The sequence below is a fragment of the Cohnella cellulosilytica genome, from assembly GCF_042431195.1.
In the GTDB taxonomy this organism is placed as follows: domain Bacteria; phylum Bacillota; class Bacilli; order Paenibacillales; family Paenibacillaceae; genus Cohnella; species Cohnella cellulosilytica.
On sequence record NZ_JBHMDN010000048.1, the window covers coordinates 242,247 to 259,188 of the forward strand.

Consider the following 16,942-nt stretch of genomic DNA (forward strand, 5'->3'; position numbering starts at 1 on the left):
CACTAACAATATTAATCAATCTCACAGGGGAGGATTTTAGAAATGAAAAAAGCATTAACCGGCATTGTCCTGCTTGCGCTTATCATCAGCCTGGTTGGCTGCGGCTCCGGCAACGACAAGGAAACGGCCAGTTCCGCTCCAGCTTCGTCGCCCGCTGAGTCGAAGGACGCTTCCCCGTCCGCGTCGGCCAGCGAGAGCAAGGAACCTGTCAAGCTGCGCGTTGCCTGGTGGGGCGGCCAAGCCCGTCACGATTATACGCTGAAGGTCATCGAGCTGTACGAATCGCTGAACCCTCACGTGACGATCGAGCCGGAATACGCCGCTTTCGACGACCACTGGAAGAAGCTCGCTCCTAACGCGGCTGCAGGCAACCTCCCGGACGTCATCCAGATGGATATCTCCTATCTGTCGCAGTACGGCGGACGCGGGCAGCTGGAGGACCTGACGCCTTATACGCAGAACGGCACGATCGACATCAGCTCGATCGGCGAAGCGTCCATCTCCGGCGGCAAGCTCGGCGACCAGCTGTTCGCGATGAACCTCGGCTCCAACGCGCTGCTGGCCGTCATCGACAAGGCGATGCTGGAGGCCGCGGGCGGCACGATGCCGGGCGAAGATTGGACTTGGGACGACTTCACGAAGCTCGGTCCGGTCATGAAGTCGCAAGGCAAGCTGCTGACGCAGGATCTGCGCCATGACGTATTCTTCCCGTTCTACTTGAGAAGCAAAGGCCAGCATATGTACGCGGCCGACGGCAAAGGTCTGGGCTACACCGACGATCAGTTATTCATCGACTTCTACAATATGTATCAGGGCTGGTACAACGACGGTTATCTGCTGTCCCTCGACAAGCTGGCGCAGAAGAAGGGCACGCCCGAGGACGGCGAGCTGGAGCTGGGCAACGCGGTCAGCACGTGGGGCTGGTCGAATCAATATATTCTGTCCTCCACGGTGGCGCAGCGTCCGTTCGAGATTTTGCCGGTGCCGGGCTGGAACGAGAACAAGGCTTTGTTCCTGAAGCCGAGCATGTACTTCTCGATCGCGAAAAACTCGAAAGTCAAAGAGGAAGCGGCGAGGTTCATCGATTTCTGGGTGAACGACATCGAAGCGAACAAAATCATCATGGGCGAGCGCGGCGTTCCCGTCTCCTCGAAAGTAAAGGAAGCGCTGAAGCCGGATCTGACTCCCGAGCAGGCCAAAGTGTTCGACTACGTCGCCTGGGCCGAGCAGAACAGCAGCCAGATGGATCCCCCGAACCCGGTCGGCGCCGTCGAAGTCGACAAGCTGCTGAAGGATACGGCCGAGCAAATTCTGTACAAGAAGCTGACGGTCGAAGAAGGCGCGGCCAAGTTCCGCGAGGAAGCGACGAAAATTCTCTCCAAAAACTAAATCGGTCAAAAGGCGATCGGGCTCGCGGCTTCCGCGGGCCCGGTTTGCTTTAAAAAATCCGTTGTTCGGGAACCTTTTGCAAGCTGCGTTGTCTAACTTATCGAGGTGAGCGGAGTGGCGCACGATTATTTGAAATACGTTTCCAGCATGCAGTCCGCTTCCCTGCAGGATCTGATGCGGGAATACGGAACGGAAGTATGGAATTATGCGTTTCTGTTGACGAAAAGCCGACATGTGTCCGACGACATCGCGCAGGATGTGTTTTTGCAGGCTTATCTGCATATTTCCTCCTTTCGGGGACAATCGTCGGTGCGAACCTGGCTGTTCTCGATTACGCGCAATAAGGTCATCAACTATAAGAGGTCTGCGTTCTTCCGTAAAGTTACGCTGCTGGATTTTCTTTATCAAGCGCCGAGCGCTCCTTCTGCGGAGGAGCAGTTCATGAATCGCGCGTATACGGATTCGATCTGGGAATCGGTCATGAAGCTTCCTCCGAAATTCCGCGAGGTGCTCCTGATGGATGCTCAATATGAAATGCCGCTGGCGGAAATTGCGCAATTGCTCAGCATCTCGATCGGGACCGTAAAATCCAGATTGCATCGGGCTCGGGCCAAGATGAGGACGCTGATAGAGGAGGCTGAGAGCGTTGAAGGAAGCTAAACCGGAATGGTATGCGCGATTAAAAAAGGGCCCGTTCGAGGGAGACGTATTCGCTTCGGAGCTGCAGCGGGAGTTGGAGGCTCGGGCGGAGTCGGGCCAGCCGGGAAGGAAGAGATGGACGCGAAGAACGGGAAAGACGCGTCTGAACATAAGGACGGTTGCTCTGGGAGCTGCGGCGGTCTTGCTCATCGTATTGGCCGCTCTCGCGACGTCGGGCAGACCGTTCGATGCGGGGCGTCAGGCGAGCATCGGCGGCGGAGGCGAGCAGGAGCCGTTAATATCGTTCGAATCTTCCATGGACCGGCTGCGACTCGGGATGACTCAGGAAGAGGTTCGGCAAGCGCTTGGCAGCGATTATGCTGGCATGTCTGTCCGTCGAGATTTTCCGCAGGAGCACAGAGAGGATCCGAACGACATGTCGACGTGGAGCGCAGTCGATCTATGGCGTTACGACTTCGGCGTCCGGAACGGGTATGAAGTACGACAAGGCGAAGCGGTCAACGATCCGGAGGACGGCTTCGATCTCGACGGAATTCGCAGCGGGGAGATCGAAGCGCAGTTGATCATTAATTGGAGAGACGGGAAGGTGGAGCGCGGCATCGCCAAAATGCGATCCGGCGAGGGAGCAATCGGCACAACGCGTCTCGGGCCTGTCATCGAACACGATGCGCCCCTGACGGATATAGAGAAGCCGCCGGAAGCGGACCCGACGGTTTCCGATAGCTCATCAGCTCCGGAGCTGCCCGCGCCTAATGGGGGGATTCGGGCTGTCGGGAGCTCAGGCTCAGGACAATTCCAGCTGCGGCCGGTGAAATCCGGCGACGAGAGCGTTCAGACGCTTGGGGCGCCGAGCTGTCTCGGGCAGGAAACGGATGTCCACTTCTTCGGAGATTACGAGCTGTTTTTCCATCGTCCCTCGGGCGAAGAGGCGGTTGTGCAAAGCTTCGAACAGCTGGAGATGATCTGGAAAGGGAAAGAAACTCTCGAATTTAGGCAGCTGGATTTTGCGGATATGGAGCTGTTTTTGTTCCTCCCTCGTTACACCGATTGCCACGCTCTGGAATTTTATGCTTACGGCGTCGACAAAGCGACCGGAGAAGCGTCGAATTATACGTTCAGGGACGGCGAGAACGATCTGCCCTATTGGACCACGTCCCCGCAGGAATTGCCGAAGGTTAAGGACGGCAAATTGGTCGTAGAAGGGGGCAGATGGGCCGGGCAAGACGGCGCGATGCGCTATACCTTCGAGCCGGTTCCCGACAAGCATCAGCTCCGATTGGTGGATGAAGAACGAATCCCTTGATGTCCAGGGATTCGTTCTTTTTCAAATTCTCGCGATGTCGGCAATTTGAACAAAAACAACGGTTTTTTGCCTTCAGATGTGCGTTTTCGGGCTTCATAATAAGTATATAAGCAAACGTTTACTTAGGGCGTGTATGCAAACCCGCTCAGGTGCATCTTTCACCGCCTTTTCGCGCCCTGCTTCGACCCTTTGACGTACCTCCGGTACGCCTTCACAAAAGTTCCTTGCATGGAACGAAAATTCGGCAAAATCTGCTGTCCTCGGAGGTTGCATACACGCCCTAGCGTGGCTGCCGGTAGACCCGAGCGAGTCCGAACCCGATACTGCCCAAGGAGCTGAAGTCATGAAACTGCGAGAGAACAACCACGTGGTCGGCTACGCGTTCGCCGCTCCGTTTATCCTGGGGTTTCTGCTGTTTATCGTCTACCCGGTTTTCTCATCCCTCTACTATTCGTTCACGAATTACAATCTGCTGGAGGCGCCGGGCTGGGTCGGCTTCGATAACTACGCCAAAATGTTCACCGACGACGGGAAATACGCCAAGTCGATCTCCGTCACGCTCAACTACGTGCTTGCCAGCGTGCCGCTCAGACTGGCCTTCGCGCTCGGCGTGGCGATGCTGCTGAACAAGGCGATCGCGGGCATCGGGCTGTACCGTTCCGCTTATTACCTGCCTTCCCTGATCGGCGGCAGCGTGGCCGTATCGATCCTGTGGTCGCAGGTGTTCGGAGACCAGGGGCTGGTCAACTCCGCGCTGGGCCTGATCGGCATCGAATCCAGCACCTCGTGGATCGGCAATCCCGGCACCGCGTTGTGGACGCTGATCGCGCTGTCCGTCTGGCAGTTCGGCTCCTCGATGCTCATTTTCCTGGCGGGGCTCAAGAACATCCCGAAAGACTACTACGAGGCGGCGGGTGTAGACGGCGCGAACAAGGTTCGGCAATTTTTCAAAATCACCCTGCCGCTGCTCAGCCCGATCATTCTGTTTAACCTGATCATGCAGACGATATCCGCGTTCATGACGTTTACGCCGGCCTACATCATCTCGCGCGGCGAAGGCGGTCCGCTCGACGAAACGCTGCTCTATTCCCTGTACCTGTACAAGCGTGCCTTTACGTTCTACGAGATGGGTTACGCGTCGGCGATGGCCTGGGTGGCGCTGATCGTGATCGGCGTCGTGACGCTGCTGATCTTCCAATCCTCGCGCTATTGGGTCCACTACGAATCGAAGGGGGACAGATAATATGGCGATCTCGCGCAGACAGTGGAAAACGGTCTCCTATCATTTGCTGGTCGGCCTGCTGGCGCTGGGCATGATCTATCCGATTCTGTGGCTGGTCGCCAGCTCGCTCAAGCCGAACGACGAGATTTTCACCACGGCGTACAGCTTGATCCCCAGCTCCCTGGAATGGGGCAACTACGCCTCCGGCTGGGCGGGCTTCGCGGGCAATTCCTTCGGCACGTTCTTCAAAAACTCGTTTATCATCGTCGTTCTGTCGACGATCGGGGCGGTGTGCAGCTCGGCTCTGGTCGCCTACGCGTTCTCGCGGGTTCCGTTTTTCGGCCGCGGCTTCTGGTTCGGATGCATGATGCTGACGCTGATGCTGCCGCGCGACGTGACGATCATCCCGCAGTACATCATGTTCTCGGAGCTGGGCTGGCTGCAATCGTTTAAGCCGCTGATCGTGCCGCAGTTTCTCGGCATTCCGTTTTTCATTTTCCTGATCATGCAGTTTATCCGCACGGTTCCCGCGGATCTCGACGAAGCGGCCAAAATCGATGGGTGCAGCAAATACGGCATTTTCTTCAAGGTCATTCTGCCGCTGATCGTCCCGGCGATGATGACGTCGGCGATCTTCTCCTTCTACTGGACATGGGAGGATTTCATCCATCCGCTGCTGTACTTGAACCAGCCCGAGCTGTATCCGGTGTCGCTGGCGCTCAAGCTGTTCCTGGACGGGGAGTCGCTCAACAACTGGGGCGGGATGTTCGCGATGTCGACGCTGTCGCTCGTTCCGGTATTCCTGATCTTTTTCATCTTCCAGAAGTACATCGTCGAAGGCATCAGCACAAGCGGTTTGAAGGGGTAATCTACATTGGGGGGAGCGGACGATATGCCGGCATTGCAGTTTAACGACGACGAAATCAGAGACGTGATCGACCGGGTGGTGGAGCGGACTTTCCGCATGGACTTCAGTTGGGACTGGCCCGGGGGCGTGGCGTTCTACGGCGTGTGCGAGGCTTATGCGGCGACGGGGAAAGCGGAGTATCTGGAACGGGTCAAAGCCTGGGTGGATGAAAATATGCGGGATGGCCTGCCCAAGCTGTCGGTCAACGGGGTGTCGGTCGGCCATTCCCTGCTTACGCTGTACGAGGCGACGAAGGACGAACGGTACATCGAGACGGCGAAGGAGATGGCGGAGTTTCTGACGCACGACGCTCCGCGGTTCGGGGACGGCATCTTCCAGCACACGGTCAACTCGGAGACGTACAACTTCCCCGAGCAGGCGTGGGTGGACACGATGTTCATGGCGGGCTACTTCCTGCTGCGGATCGGCAGGCTGCTGGGCCGCGACGATTACTTCAACGATGGCTTGCGCCAGTACCACGGGCACGAGAGCGTGCTGCAGGATTCGCGCACGAATCTGTACTACCACGGCTGGGACAATATCGCGGGCAATCATATGTCGGGCGTGTATTGGGCGCGGGGCAACTCCTGGGCGGCGCTGACGATGACCAGGGCGCTGGACCTCGTGCCGGTCGACCTGCCGAACTTCATGGTCATCGAAGGCTCGCTGCGCGACCAGTTGAGCGCGCTCGTCCGGCTGCAGGACGAGTCGTCCGGCCTCTGGCACACCATCCTCGACGACCCGGCCTCGCCGCTGGAGACGTCCGGCTCGGCGGGCATCGCGTCCGCGCTGCTGGCGAAGGGGCGGCTGTACAACAAATATACGCAGCGCGCCATCGACGGCATTCTGGCCCGCATCGCCGAGGACGGCACGGTAACGGGCGTCTCCGCCGGAACGGCGGTCATGCAGAACGCCGACGGCTACAAGGGCGTGCCGGACAAGCGCATCCAGGGCTGGGGCCAGGGGCTGACGCTGACGTTTCTCGCCGACGTGCTGAATGTGCGGAACAATCCGTATTAAAGCCGGAAAACCGAAGGGCCGCCTCCTCCGAATTTCGGAGGAGGCGGCCCTTGCCGTCGTTACGCGATTCGCTTCATTTGTCGATCTTCTTCTGCGCTTCCGCCAAGGCGTCCGCGGTCGGAACGTTGTTCAACAGAATTTGCGCCATGGCATCCTTCAGCGTCTGTTCGCTGTTAGGTCCGGAAGGGATGTGAGGCTCGGTGAAGCCGCCTTCGATCGCTTCGGCGAATGCGCCCATGATCAGATCTCCTTCGGGTGGCTGGTAACCGATCGTGCTCGGCACGACGTTCTCGGAGGAGAGCAACTGGTACAGCTTTTCGGACGTCAGGAATTTCGCGAACTTGATGGCCGCTTCTTGGTGCGTGCTCTTGGCGCTAACGACCGCGACGTTGGAGGCGCCCCCGATCGCCCGGTTGGGCGTAAGTCCCTTGTAGCCCGGAAGCGCGTAAGCTCCGATCTCGATGCCTTCCGGTATGTTTTCCGTCAAATATTTGACGAAGTTCTCGGGAACGACCATATATTGGGCAAGCTTCTGTTGAACGAACAGAGCCTGGGTTTCCTCGGGACCGTTCGTGAAGCCGCCGGGATCGAATACGCCGTCGTCCCACATCTGTTTGATTTTATCGAACGCTTCGACGACGCCGGGATCGGTCAGCTTGGCCGCTCCAGAGGCGTAATCCTCCGGCTTGACGTCGCGGATCGTCTGGTCGAGCAAATACTCGTACCACCATTTGTTCCAGCCAAGCTTGCCGTTGAACGACATCGGAATGTTGCCGGCCGCCTTGATTTTCTCGTTGTTTTGCTCGAATTGCTCCCAGGTGGTCGGGGCGGAAATGCCGAGCTCGTCGAACATTGTCTTGTTGTATACGACGACGACGCTGACCGCGCCGAACGGAATGCCCCAAGCGTGGTTCGCCGCATCGGCTTCCGCCGAGAGCTGGTTGGCCAGCGAGCTCATCAGCACGGGATTGATCGTATCGCGCCATGACGCTTCTTTATCGTACGCTGGCGTGCCGAGCGCCTCGGTCAGATCGAGGATTTCCCCGGCTTTGGCCAAGCTGTCGAAGTTCGCGTCCTGGGTGGCGAATACGTCCGGCAGCTCGTTGCTGGCGCTGAGCGCTTTGATTTTATTGAAGTAGCTGTCTCCCGGCGGCACGTATTCGTAATCGATGCGAATGCCCGGGTTCTCCTCCTCGAAAACTTGCAGATGCTCCGGCTTTAAGTAGGACCACCAGGAGACGAATTTCAGCTTAATGTCCTGCTGTCCCGATTCGCCGCTGCCGGACGGGGCGGCGGACTCGTTCCCGTTGTCTCCGCCGCCGCAAGCCGCGAGAGTCGTCGTCAGCGCCAAGGCGGCGCACAGCGATACGAACCGCGATTTCTTTTTCATTGCGATACACCCTCCTTTTTATCGTTGCACTCTAAGGGTAACGGGTCGGGGCGGAATGGAAAAGACGACAACGTTCTGGCGTTATTTCGCTTTTTTCTGCATTTGGCTACGCGCTTCTCGCGGATCAGCAGTTTCCGTTTGCCACTTGTTGCGGTATTCGGCGGGCGTGCTGCCGATCCATTTCTTGAACACTTTAATAAAATGGGCCGATGTGGCGTAACCGACGCGCTCGCAGATCAAATAGGCCGGCTCGTCCGTCTCTCGCAGCAGCTTCATCGCCTCTTCCATTCTTCTTTCCGTCAGATAGTCGATAAAATTGATTCCCATCAGCAGCTTGAATTGCTGGCTGAAATAGCTGGGGAAAAGATGAACGTGCTTCGCCACGTCGTGCAGCTTGATATCGTCGCGGTAGCGGGTCTCGATGAACGCCACGGCCTCTTTAATATAATCGGGCTTCTGGCGTAGCGTCGTGGCGCGGATTTGCTCCGTCAGAACGTCGAGGCGCTCGCGCACGGACCGCTCCATCTGCTCCCATAGCGGACACTGCTCCAGCGTATGGCCGAGCTTTCGTCTCTCTTCGTAATTCAAAGAGTCGACCGTTATTCCCAGCTGATCCAGCGCGGATTCCATGCGGATGAACATTCTGTCGATCATATCGACGATATAGTCCGGCGGCAGTTGACCGCGCCGGAGATCGGCGAGAAGCTCGAGAAACGAACTCTTCATTTTCTCCAATTCCCCGGCCTGCAGGTGGCGCGTGACGCTCTCCATCCAGTCTCGTCCCACTTCCTCGAATCCGGCTTCGTTCGTCTGCCTGGCGGCATCGAATTCGATCAGCTGGTCGGTTCCTCTGACAAGCCGGGATTTGAGAGCGATATGAAGCTGATCGATCATGCTCGGAAATTGGCGGAACAATTCGACGTACGAGGACAGCGCGACCGTAATCGGGTACCGGACGTGCCGCTTGATCTGGCTGAGCAGCATCGTGAGCTGGGCCTGCGGTTGGAGCTCGAAGCCGCTCGCGCGATCGATAAAAAACACGATCAGCGTTAAGCCGTCGCTCCCCTGGAATACGCTCCCCTCGACGCTGCCCGATAGCGGCAGCAGTTCCTCGGCCGTCTTGCGGATGAAATACTGGAAAAGCGCTTTGTCCGAAGGCGTCAGCGGCTCATCCGGCAGCTGGTCGATGACGATTCCCGCGGTCATAAAACGATGCGTGCTCTCGCTGATGCCGTAACGGCTTTGCAAATACGCGACAGCATCGCGGTAGATGCCGGGATCGGCTTTGAACAGGCCGTTAAGCAGATTGTCGCGGTAAGCGAGCGAGACCTGTCCGCTGCCGTCGTCAGGCTCTCGACTGTCGCCGGAGGGGATCGTGAGCTCTATCCGGCCGAGCACCGTCTGGAGCTCCTTCTTGTCTATCGGCTTGAGCAGGTAATCGACCGCTCCGCTGCGAAGCGCGCTGCGGACGTAATCGAATTCGTTGTATCCGCTGATCACAATACTTCGAACGTGCGGATAGCGGATCGCAAGCTCGGTAATCAGCTCCAAACCGTCCATCGGCGGAGGCATTCTGACGTCGGTAATGACCGTGTCGACGCGAAGGCCTTCGACCGCAATGCGTTCGAGAGCCTCTTCGCCGCTCCCGCACTGGCCGACGATGCGATAGTTCTCGTTCATGAGCGGTATCATATGAGACAATCCTTGCCGGATGAGCTTCTCGTCATCGACGATCAGAATATTCATCTCCGCTGCCCCCCCTTCCCTTGTCCATCGGCAGCCGAATGACGATTCGCGTCCCGACGTTCGGGGCGCTCGTCACCGACAAGCCGTACTCGCGTCCGCATTGCAGCCGGATGCGGCGATGGACGTTCGTCAGACCGACGCTTTCTCCATCGTCCGACGCTTCGTCCGACTGCAGCCTGGCGACCAGCTCGCGAAGAGCTTCCGCGCTCATGCCTACGCCGTCGTCCATCACTTCGACGATCGCGAATTCGGACTCGCGGTAGGCGCGAAGCCGAATCATCCCTTCTCGCGGCGCCCGCCGCGGCATCAGTCCGTGCTGGATGCAGTTTTCCACGATCGGCTGCAGCGTCAGCTTCGGAACGAGCACGTTGCGGACTTCGGGCTCTATACTGGCATCCACGGTGAGCGTGCCGTCGAACCGGTATTCCTGGATGAGCAAATATTGACGGACCAAGTTCCACTCTACCTCGACCGGGATCAGCGTGGAATATTCGGTGGCCGCGCGAAACAGCACGCCGAGAGCCCGGGTCATTTCGCCGACGTCGGACGCGCCCCGGATTTCCGCGAGCATTCGTATCGACTCTAGCGTGTTGTGGAGAAAATGAGGATGAATCTGCGCCTGAAGCGCGCGCAATTGCGCATCCTTCTCCGCGATCTCCGCACGGTACACCTGGTCGATCAACGACTGGAGCCGTTCCGCCATATGATTGAAGCCGACCGCAAGTTCGGCGACCTCGTCCCGGCCCTGCACCGTCACGCGGGTGCTCAGCAGCTGCGCTTCGAACTTGCGCATGGCGTTGCGTACCCGTTTGACCGGATTGGCGATGCCGACGGCCATCCCGTAGGCGATCGCGATCGAGAGCAGGATCGAGAGGCCGGCGGCCGCCATAATCCAGTTACGAACCTGATCGATGCCGCTGCTAAGCCGGTTCTGGGGCAGCAGGCTGACGACGGTCCACTCCGACTCCGCAGCGGTTGCGGAGGACAGCAGGTAGCGGTGCTCTTCGGGAGCCGTCACCTGCATTCGGCCGTCCCGGTTCTCGACGGCAATGCCCGTGTCCGCCCAATTGCCCTCGGGACCGTATACGGGACGGGTGCCGTTCCACAGCACGTACACGCTCTGCTCGGGAACCTGTCCCATGCGTATCGTATCGGCCAGTTCCGACAGATGGATTTCCATGACGATGCAGCCCAAGTAAGCATGCGTGAACGGTTGCCCGATCCGGCGGACGAGGTAGACGGATTCGCGATTCGCGCTCGCGTCGTTTTGAACGAATATCCATTCCCTTTCGCTTTCGCGCAAGCGGTCGGCGAACTCTGCCAGCGTATCGGGGCTATACGGCTCGTGACGCGTACGGTTGGAGTAGAACCGTTCTCCGCCGTCGGTATAAAGGTAGACGGTATTCAGCGCACCGCCGCCCTTATTCAGCAAATTATTCAGGATGAATTGAATTTTTTGCGCCTGATCGTAGGCTTCGAAGCCGCCGCTCAAGGCGTCCTCGGGCTTGCGGCCCCCGAGAATGTCGATGACGCTGTACGTCGTGCCGGCCACCTTCTCGTCGAGCATGACGGAGCCGGCCAGCCGCACGTAGTTATCGAAATAATCTTCCGCTTCTTTATGCAGAAGCTTCACGGTGCCGTCGATTGATCGGGCCACCTGGTTTTCCATGCCGTTCTTGTATAGCGAATATCCGACACCGGTAACGGCGGCAAGCGGGATCACGATGAAAAAAAGGTAAGTCGCTAGCAATCTTCTGATCATAGGCGCCTCCCGCCTTGCCGATTACCCTTTGACGGCTCCGTCCGACAAGGCCCGCATGAAATACTTTTGCAGGAAAACATAGACGAGAATAATAAACGAGAAGGAGATGACCATGCCGGCGAACACCGGGCCGTAGCCGAGAACGAATTTCTGCGCGGCCATCGTCGTGATGCCGATCGTCAAAGTGTACATGTCGGGATTCGTGTTGGCGATGAGCGGCCACATGTAATCCGTCCAGACGGTAATAAACTGCAGGATGCACACGGTCGCGATCGTCGGAGTCGTAAGCGGCAGCATAATCTGGCCGAACGTCCGCCATTCTCCGCTTCCGTCCATCCGCGCGGATTCCGCGATTTCGCCCGGCAAGCTGGCGAATGCGCCCCGCATCAGCAGCACGCCGAGCGGCACGATGCCGCAAATGTAAGGACCGATCATGCCGGCGTACGTGTTCAGCAAATCGAGGTCCCGGTTGATGAAATAGACGGGCAGCAGCAGAACCGGAATCGGTACGAACAGCACGCCGACAAAACTGAGCGTCAGCAGCTTTTTGCCGTAGAAGCGATAGCGTGCGAACGCGTAACCGGCCAGGACGCAGACGAGCACGCCCAGCGCGACGCCGAACAGGGTGACGATTAACGTATTTTTGTAGTATAGGTCAAAATTTTCCTCCGTCCAAGCTTTGCTGTAGTTGTTCCAGAGAAAGTCGGTCGGCGGGGCGAACTGGTTGGCGAAAAACTCGGCGTCCGATTTGAGAGATTGCATCAATACCCAGATGAGCGGATACAGCGACGTGACCGCGAAGAGCAGAACGAAGGCCGTAAGCACTGTTTTTTTGATCATTGTTTCGACCCCCGCTTGCGGTTTAACCCCGCGTTAACGACTTTGGCGGCAAGTATCAGCGCGCCTGCGACCGCAGCGACGAATGCGAATACGAGGAAGGCGATCGCGTTGGCGTAGCCGTATTCGTTCTGGCTGAAGCCCAGCTTGTAGACCAGCGTGGATGCGATCTGGGTGGAATCCGCGGGTCCTCCCTGCGTCATGACCCACACCATGTCGAAGGCCCGGAAGTCGTAGGCGACGGACAGGATGAACAGAAGTCCGATCGTCGGCGCTGTTAGAGGCACGATGAGATAGTGGACGATCCGAAAGCCGGAACAGCCGTCGATTCGTGCCGCTTCGATCATCTCCTTTGGAATTTTCAGCATCGCGCCGAGCAGGATGAGCATGTTGAACGGAATCGTACGCCAGATCCATACGGCGATGACGGAATACAGTGACGTATCCGTGCTGCCCAGCCAGACCCGCTTCCAGGAGTCTAAGCCGATTTTGTCCAGAAACGTATTCAGCAGCCCGATGTTGGGTTCATAGATCGACGTCCAAATAATTGCCGATACCGATAACGGGATGATGTAGGGCAGAAACAGCACGACGTTAAAAAACTTCCAGCCGAACACGCCCCGATACAGGAAATACGCCAGGATAAAAGCGACGGTCAGCGAGACGACCAGCTCGATGGCCATCAAGGTGAAGTTGTTGGCCATCGCGTTATAGAATTGCTTGTCGGCAAGCGCCTCGACGTAGTTGGCCAGACCGACGAAGTCCGTGAGGCTGCCGATGCCCGAATAATCGTACAGGCTCATCCGCAGCGACTTGAACAGCGGATAGACCAGATAGAGAACAAAGAAAAACAGGGCGGGAAAGATCATCAAGTAGGCGAGGCCCATCTCTTTCCAAGAGGCCTTCGAGCTCATCGCGCATCGCTCCTTTCGTGGGCTGCGGCCAGGGAGTCCGGAGCTGCGGCCGTTATCGTCAGCGTTCCGTCGGCAGGAATCGCGACGCTTATCGCGCCAGAATCCGTTCCGGTCTCGCCGTTCCAATCGCCATGCCAGCCGCAGGCTCCGAACCGCCCGGGAATTCGAACGATGGCGGCGGTATCCCGCAGAGCCTTCAGCTCGGCGCGGAAATGTCCCGTATCGGCGTTCCATTCCAGCTTAACCGTCCCGGTCGGGAACCGAAGTCCGCCGGCTCGGCCCTGCCGCCAGCGTTCGGGCAGAGCTGGCAAGAGGGAGATTCGTCCCGGGGAAGCCTGCAGCAGCATTTCTTGTACGGCGGACGTGAAGCCCATGTTCGCGTCGATCTGGAACGGCGCCTCGGCAAAGTCAAGGCAGATGCCCATGTTGCGCCAATCGTTGTGGAGTAAAAACAAGTTGGGCAGCAAACAAGAGCGGGTCAGCAAATCCAGGCATTCCATCGCTCGCTCTCCGTCCTCGAGGCGAGCGTATACGTGGGACATATGCGCCAGCGACCAGCCGGACTGATCGCTCAGTCCGACGGTCTGGCGGCTGCGCACCGCTTTGGCGAAAGCTTCGAACAGCTCGGGCTGCCGCTGCCCGTCCACTTCGTTCCCGGGAAACAGCGGGTAGATATGCGACATATGGCGATGGTTATCGTTGTCTTCGAACGCAACGTCTCCCCATTCGGCGACCGCTCCCGTTTGGTTGAGCAGATAGGGAGGAATGCGGGCCGCCATGTCCTCCCATTTGCTCCATTCATCCTCGTACATGCCGGCCTGCTGCGCCCCTTCGAGTAGATTGCCGAGCAGCTCCTTCAGAATGGCGAAATCCATAGCCGAGTCGGCGGCGCTGGGCATCGGATGGGCCAGTTGGTCGGCGTCCCGGCCTGCGGCGAAGTTGCCGGGCGAGTTTTCAGGGGACACCGACGGATAGATCCGATAACGGCCGTCGGCCCCGATGGTCAGGAAATCCTCATAGAACAGCGCCGTTTCGCGCATGAACGGGAGAGCGCGATCCCGCAGGAACGCCGCGTCTTCGGTATACGAATAATATTCGTAATAATGGCGGGCGAGCCATCCTGCCGCCCCTGTCCAGTTCATGATGACCGGAACGATCTGGTTGGGCAGTCCAAGTCCTGGCGTCGTGCCGGCGGGGATGTAGATTCCTCGGCAGCCGAACAGCTTGCGCGCGTTGTCGCGGAAGTCGTCCATCAAGCCGTCGTAATGGTTGAACAGAGCCGGGACGAGGGCAGACAGCCCGCCTGGAAGAGCGTGCCAATAAATCATCTGCACGTTCTCGTTCGCCATATGATGGCTCCACAGGCCGTCGTAGTCGCCGCACCAAAGTCCGTACAGCGGGCACGGCAGTCCGTCTTCGCGGGTGGAGGAGACGAACAGGTAACGTCCGTACGCCCACATTTTCTCCGTCAGTTCGTTCGGCGTCTCGCCTTCGTACGCCGCCATCAGCAATTCCTCGTTCGACCGGGGGGATCCTTCCAGCTCGAGTGAGAAGTCCGCCGAGCGAAACAGTTCTCCGTGAAGCACGGCATGACGGGCGAGCAGCCGCCCGTAGTCGGGTTCGACGGCGTCCAGTTTCTCCTTGAGCTTGCGCCATTCGTCGTGCCGGTCCCCGCCGACGAAGACGGCCGCAAGCGCCAGCACGCCGCCGCTTGCGCCTTGCGCGGAGAGGCGGCCGTCCGCCGCTTCCGTCCTGCCGCCGATCGGGACGACCTTTAAGACGACGCCGAAATCGGTGCCGTCGACGCTGCGGGCGGCGTATCGAATATAGCCGTCCGCAGCGAGCCGATCGACGCAAGTCGGCAGCAGCTTCGAATCGAACGGGCGCGACTGCTGCGGATCGTGGAGCGTCAGCCCAAGCTCAACCTCCGGCGCCTCACCTCCCGGTATCGCGGCTTCCGAAGCGGTCTCCTCGAAGCTGATGCGGCAGACGAGCAGATCGTCCGCCCGGGAGACGAACAGGTCGCGCCGAAACGCGACATTCCCGTCCTCCCCACGGACGGAGGCGACTCCGGAAGCCAAATCGAGCTCGCGGGCGTAACGGCGAAACCCTTTGCCGGGTTTCATCACGATGTTCAGATCGGCCAGCGGCAGCGGCTTATAGAGCTCCGAATCGTATCCGGCCGCCAGCAGGGCTTCCGACAGAACCCGGTTCGCGGCGTCGTACTCGCCCCGGTCCATGAGAGCCCTCGTTTCCGCCAGCGACGAAGCGACGTCGGGCAGCGGGCTGCGGCGTCCGCCGTGCCACAGCTCGGCATGCTGGAGGACGACCGTCTCCTTATAGACGGCGCCGTATACCGCCGCGCCCAGTCTGCCGTTGCCGACGGGCAGCGCTTCCCGCCATCCATTCCCCGGCCATGAAGCGGGATATTTCAAACGGAGCTTGAATCTTTCCTGATCTTGAAATGACATGAGGTTCTCCTTTGCTTCCAGAAGGAATGACCCCAGTATAAAATCCGAAAACTTCGCTAACAATTCGCTATTTTCTCGGAAAGTTGCGCGATTTTCGGGTATTGCGGCGAAAGTCGGCCTGCGTCATGTCCGGCAGCGCTCTCGGCGAAGAGGGCAAAAGTCGGAGACATCGCTCCGAAGGAGATACATCCCTCTCTTACCACTATCTTCGATAATCTTCAGAACAATTTGGTTGATTTATGGGACAGCCCCTTCGCGGCGCTAGACTCCTATTCCGCGCTTTCTTCGGGCCGTTCGCCCTTGCCGTCCAGCAGAAGCTGCCCCCTGTCCTGGATGCGATTCATCGCTTCCGCCACGGTCCGGTTCCCCAGCTCGGCCTCGGACAGCTCCGCCGAGATCGCGTTCATGATTTCCCCGAAAATCTCGTTAGGCATCTCGCCGTAATCCTTGAAGACCGTTTCCTCCACAGGCGCCAGAACGTAGAAGGCCTGCAGGTTGTGATTTTCCTCGTCGGCGATATAGCTCGTTCTGACCGGGAAACTGCCGGAGTTTCGCTTCGACGAGACGCGGGCGAATTCGTCGCCGTTCACGTATTGCAGGAACGTCCAGGCCGCTTCGACGTTCGGGGATTGGGCGTCGATCGCCAGAATCTGATCCACCGAGGTCGTATCGGTGACGTTCGGGTTTTGCGGATCTACGGGCATCGTGACGACGTCCCAATTTTTCACGGCTTTGTCTCCGAGGACGGTTTGCGCCTCCTTGATCATGGCTATAAGGGAATTGCCGTCGATGGACATGGCCGTTTTTCCGCTAATGAACGGGTCTTGCAGCAGGTACTCCTCGTACGTGCCGTAGCTCTGGTTGAGCCTATGCTTGACCCACAACGCTACCATAAACAGGGATTTAAGAAAATAAGGATGGACAACAGGCCCGCAGCAAAGTAAATTGGGAGAAAAAGCAGGCGGTAGGTGGGATCTCTCATGTCACAATCGACGAGCCTTGAACAAGAGGACTGGGCAAGCACGGAGCTTCAACATCTCGGAATCAAATGTGGGCGTACAATTAAACGATTTATCCAAACCGTCTCCACGTTGACGCAAAATCTTGGGAAATCGTTGGCGGGAGCAAGCCGCGATTCAGCAGAAGCCAAAGCCATGTATCGCTTGCTCGACAACGAGCAGATTACCGAAGAGGTCGTGCTACAAGCCCATCGAAAAGCGACCCTTGGCCATATGAAGGCCCAAGGTGAATCCATCATCCTGGCCGTTCAGGATACCACTACTGTAAACTATACCTCGCTCCAACAAACCGAAGGACTGGG

At 58.3% G+C, this 16,942-nt stretch carries 14 protein-coding genes; 7 read left to right on the forward strand and 7 right to left on the reverse strand.

Features of this window, described 5'->3' with window-relative positions; all coding sequences use genetic code 11:
• The first annotated feature begins 42 nt into the window (after positions 1-42).
• From ACFFT4_RS28045 to ACFFT4_RS28070, 6 genes are all read left to right on the forward strand, one after another.
• Positions 43-1,389 carry an ABC transporter substrate-binding protein gene (locus ACFFT4_RS28045; protein WP_378052383.1) on the forward strand — a complete coding sequence of 449 codons (1,347 nt, stop codon included), beginning with the start codon at positions 43-45 and terminating at the stop codon, positions 1,387-1,389.
• A 114-nt stretch (positions 1,390-1,503) separates the two neighbouring features.
• On the forward strand, positions 1,504-2,049 hold the full coding sequence (locus tag ACFFT4_RS28050) for an RNA polymerase sigma factor (RefSeq protein ID WP_378052385.1): 546 nt from the start codon (positions 1,504-1,506) through the stop codon (positions 2,047-2,049).
• Positions 2,036-3,352 (forward strand): hypothetical protein, encoded by a 1,317-nt coding sequence (locus tag ACFFT4_RS28055; RefSeq protein WP_378052386.1) that lies wholly within the window; start codon positions 2,036-2,038, stop codon positions 3,350-3,352. The genes ACFFT4_RS28050 and ACFFT4_RS28055 overlap by 14 nt, the downstream gene beginning before the upstream one ends.
• Before the next feature lie 343 nt (positions 3,353-3,695).
• Positions 3,696-4,595 (forward strand): carbohydrate ABC transporter permease, encoded by a 900-nt coding sequence (locus ACFFT4_RS28060; RefSeq protein WP_378052387.1) that lies wholly within the window; start codon positions 3,696-3,698, stop codon positions 4,593-4,595.
• A 1-nt stretch (position 4,596) separates the two neighbouring features.
• On the forward strand, positions 4,597-5,442 hold the full coding sequence (locus ACFFT4_RS28065; RefSeq protein ID WP_378052388.1) for a carbohydrate ABC transporter permease: 846 nt from the start codon (positions 4,597-4,599) through the stop codon (positions 5,440-5,442).
• Between the two features lie 24 nt (positions 5,443-5,466).
• Positions 5,467-6,501 carry a glycoside hydrolase family 88/105 protein gene (locus tag ACFFT4_RS28070; RefSeq protein ID WP_378052390.1) on the forward strand — a complete coding sequence of 345 codons (1,035 nt, stop codon included), beginning with the start codon at positions 5,467-5,469 and terminating at the stop codon, positions 6,499-6,501.
• Positions 6,502-6,574: 73 nt separating this feature from the next.
• Here ACFFT4_RS28070 and ACFFT4_RS28075 read toward each other — a convergent pair whose 3' ends face one another.
• The 7 genes from ACFFT4_RS28075 to ACFFT4_RS28105 form a co-directional block, all read right to left on the reverse strand.
• The gene (locus tag ACFFT4_RS28075; RefSeq protein ID WP_378052391.1) at positions 6,575-7,891 is read right to left on the reverse strand and encodes an ABC transporter substrate-binding protein; all 1,317 of its coding nucleotides are present in this window, start codon (positions 7,889-7,891) and stop codon (positions 6,575-6,577) included.
• A gap of 81 nt (positions 7,892-7,972) precedes the next feature.
• Positions 7,973-9,637 (reverse strand): response regulator transcription factor, encoded by a 1,665-nt coding sequence (locus tag ACFFT4_RS28080; RefSeq protein ID WP_378052392.1) that lies wholly within the window; start codon positions 9,635-9,637, stop codon positions 7,973-7,975.
• A complete protein-coding gene (locus tag ACFFT4_RS28085) occupies positions 9,615-11,399 on the reverse strand; it encodes a cache domain-containing sensor histidine kinase (RefSeq protein ID WP_378052393.1) in 1,785 nt (594 codons plus the stop codon). The genes ACFFT4_RS28080 and ACFFT4_RS28085 overlap by 23 nt, the downstream gene beginning before the upstream one ends.
• Positions 11,400-11,420: 21 nt before the next feature.
• Positions 11,421-12,239, reverse strand: a complete 819-nt coding sequence (locus ACFFT4_RS28090; protein ID WP_378052394.1) for a carbohydrate ABC transporter permease — start codon at positions 12,237-12,239, stop codon at positions 11,421-11,423.
• Entirely contained in the window at positions 12,236-13,150 is a 915-nt protein-coding gene (locus ACFFT4_RS28095) for a carbohydrate ABC transporter permease (RefSeq protein ID WP_378052395.1), read from the reverse strand. The genes ACFFT4_RS28090 and ACFFT4_RS28095 overlap by 4 nt, the downstream gene beginning before the upstream one ends.
• On the reverse strand, positions 13,147-15,621 hold the full coding sequence (locus ACFFT4_RS28100; protein WP_378052396.1) for a glycosyl hydrolase family 95 catalytic domain-containing protein: 2,475 nt from the start codon (positions 15,619-15,621) through the stop codon (positions 13,147-13,149). Before ACFFT4_RS28100 ends, ACFFT4_RS28095 begins: the two co-directional genes overlap by 4 nt.
• Before the next feature lie 269 nt (positions 15,622-15,890).
• A complete protein-coding gene (locus ACFFT4_RS28105; RefSeq protein WP_378052397.1) occupies positions 15,891-16,514 on the reverse strand; it encodes an extracellular solute-binding protein in 624 nt (207 codons plus the stop codon).
• Between the two features lie 87 nt (positions 16,515-16,601).
• On the opposite strand from ACFFT4_RS28105, the gene ACFFT4_RS28110 reads away from it, so the two are divergent.
• On the forward strand, positions 16,602-16,942 hold a 341-nt coding region (locus tag ACFFT4_RS28110; protein WP_378052398.1), incomplete at its 3' end, for a transposase DNA-binding-containing protein.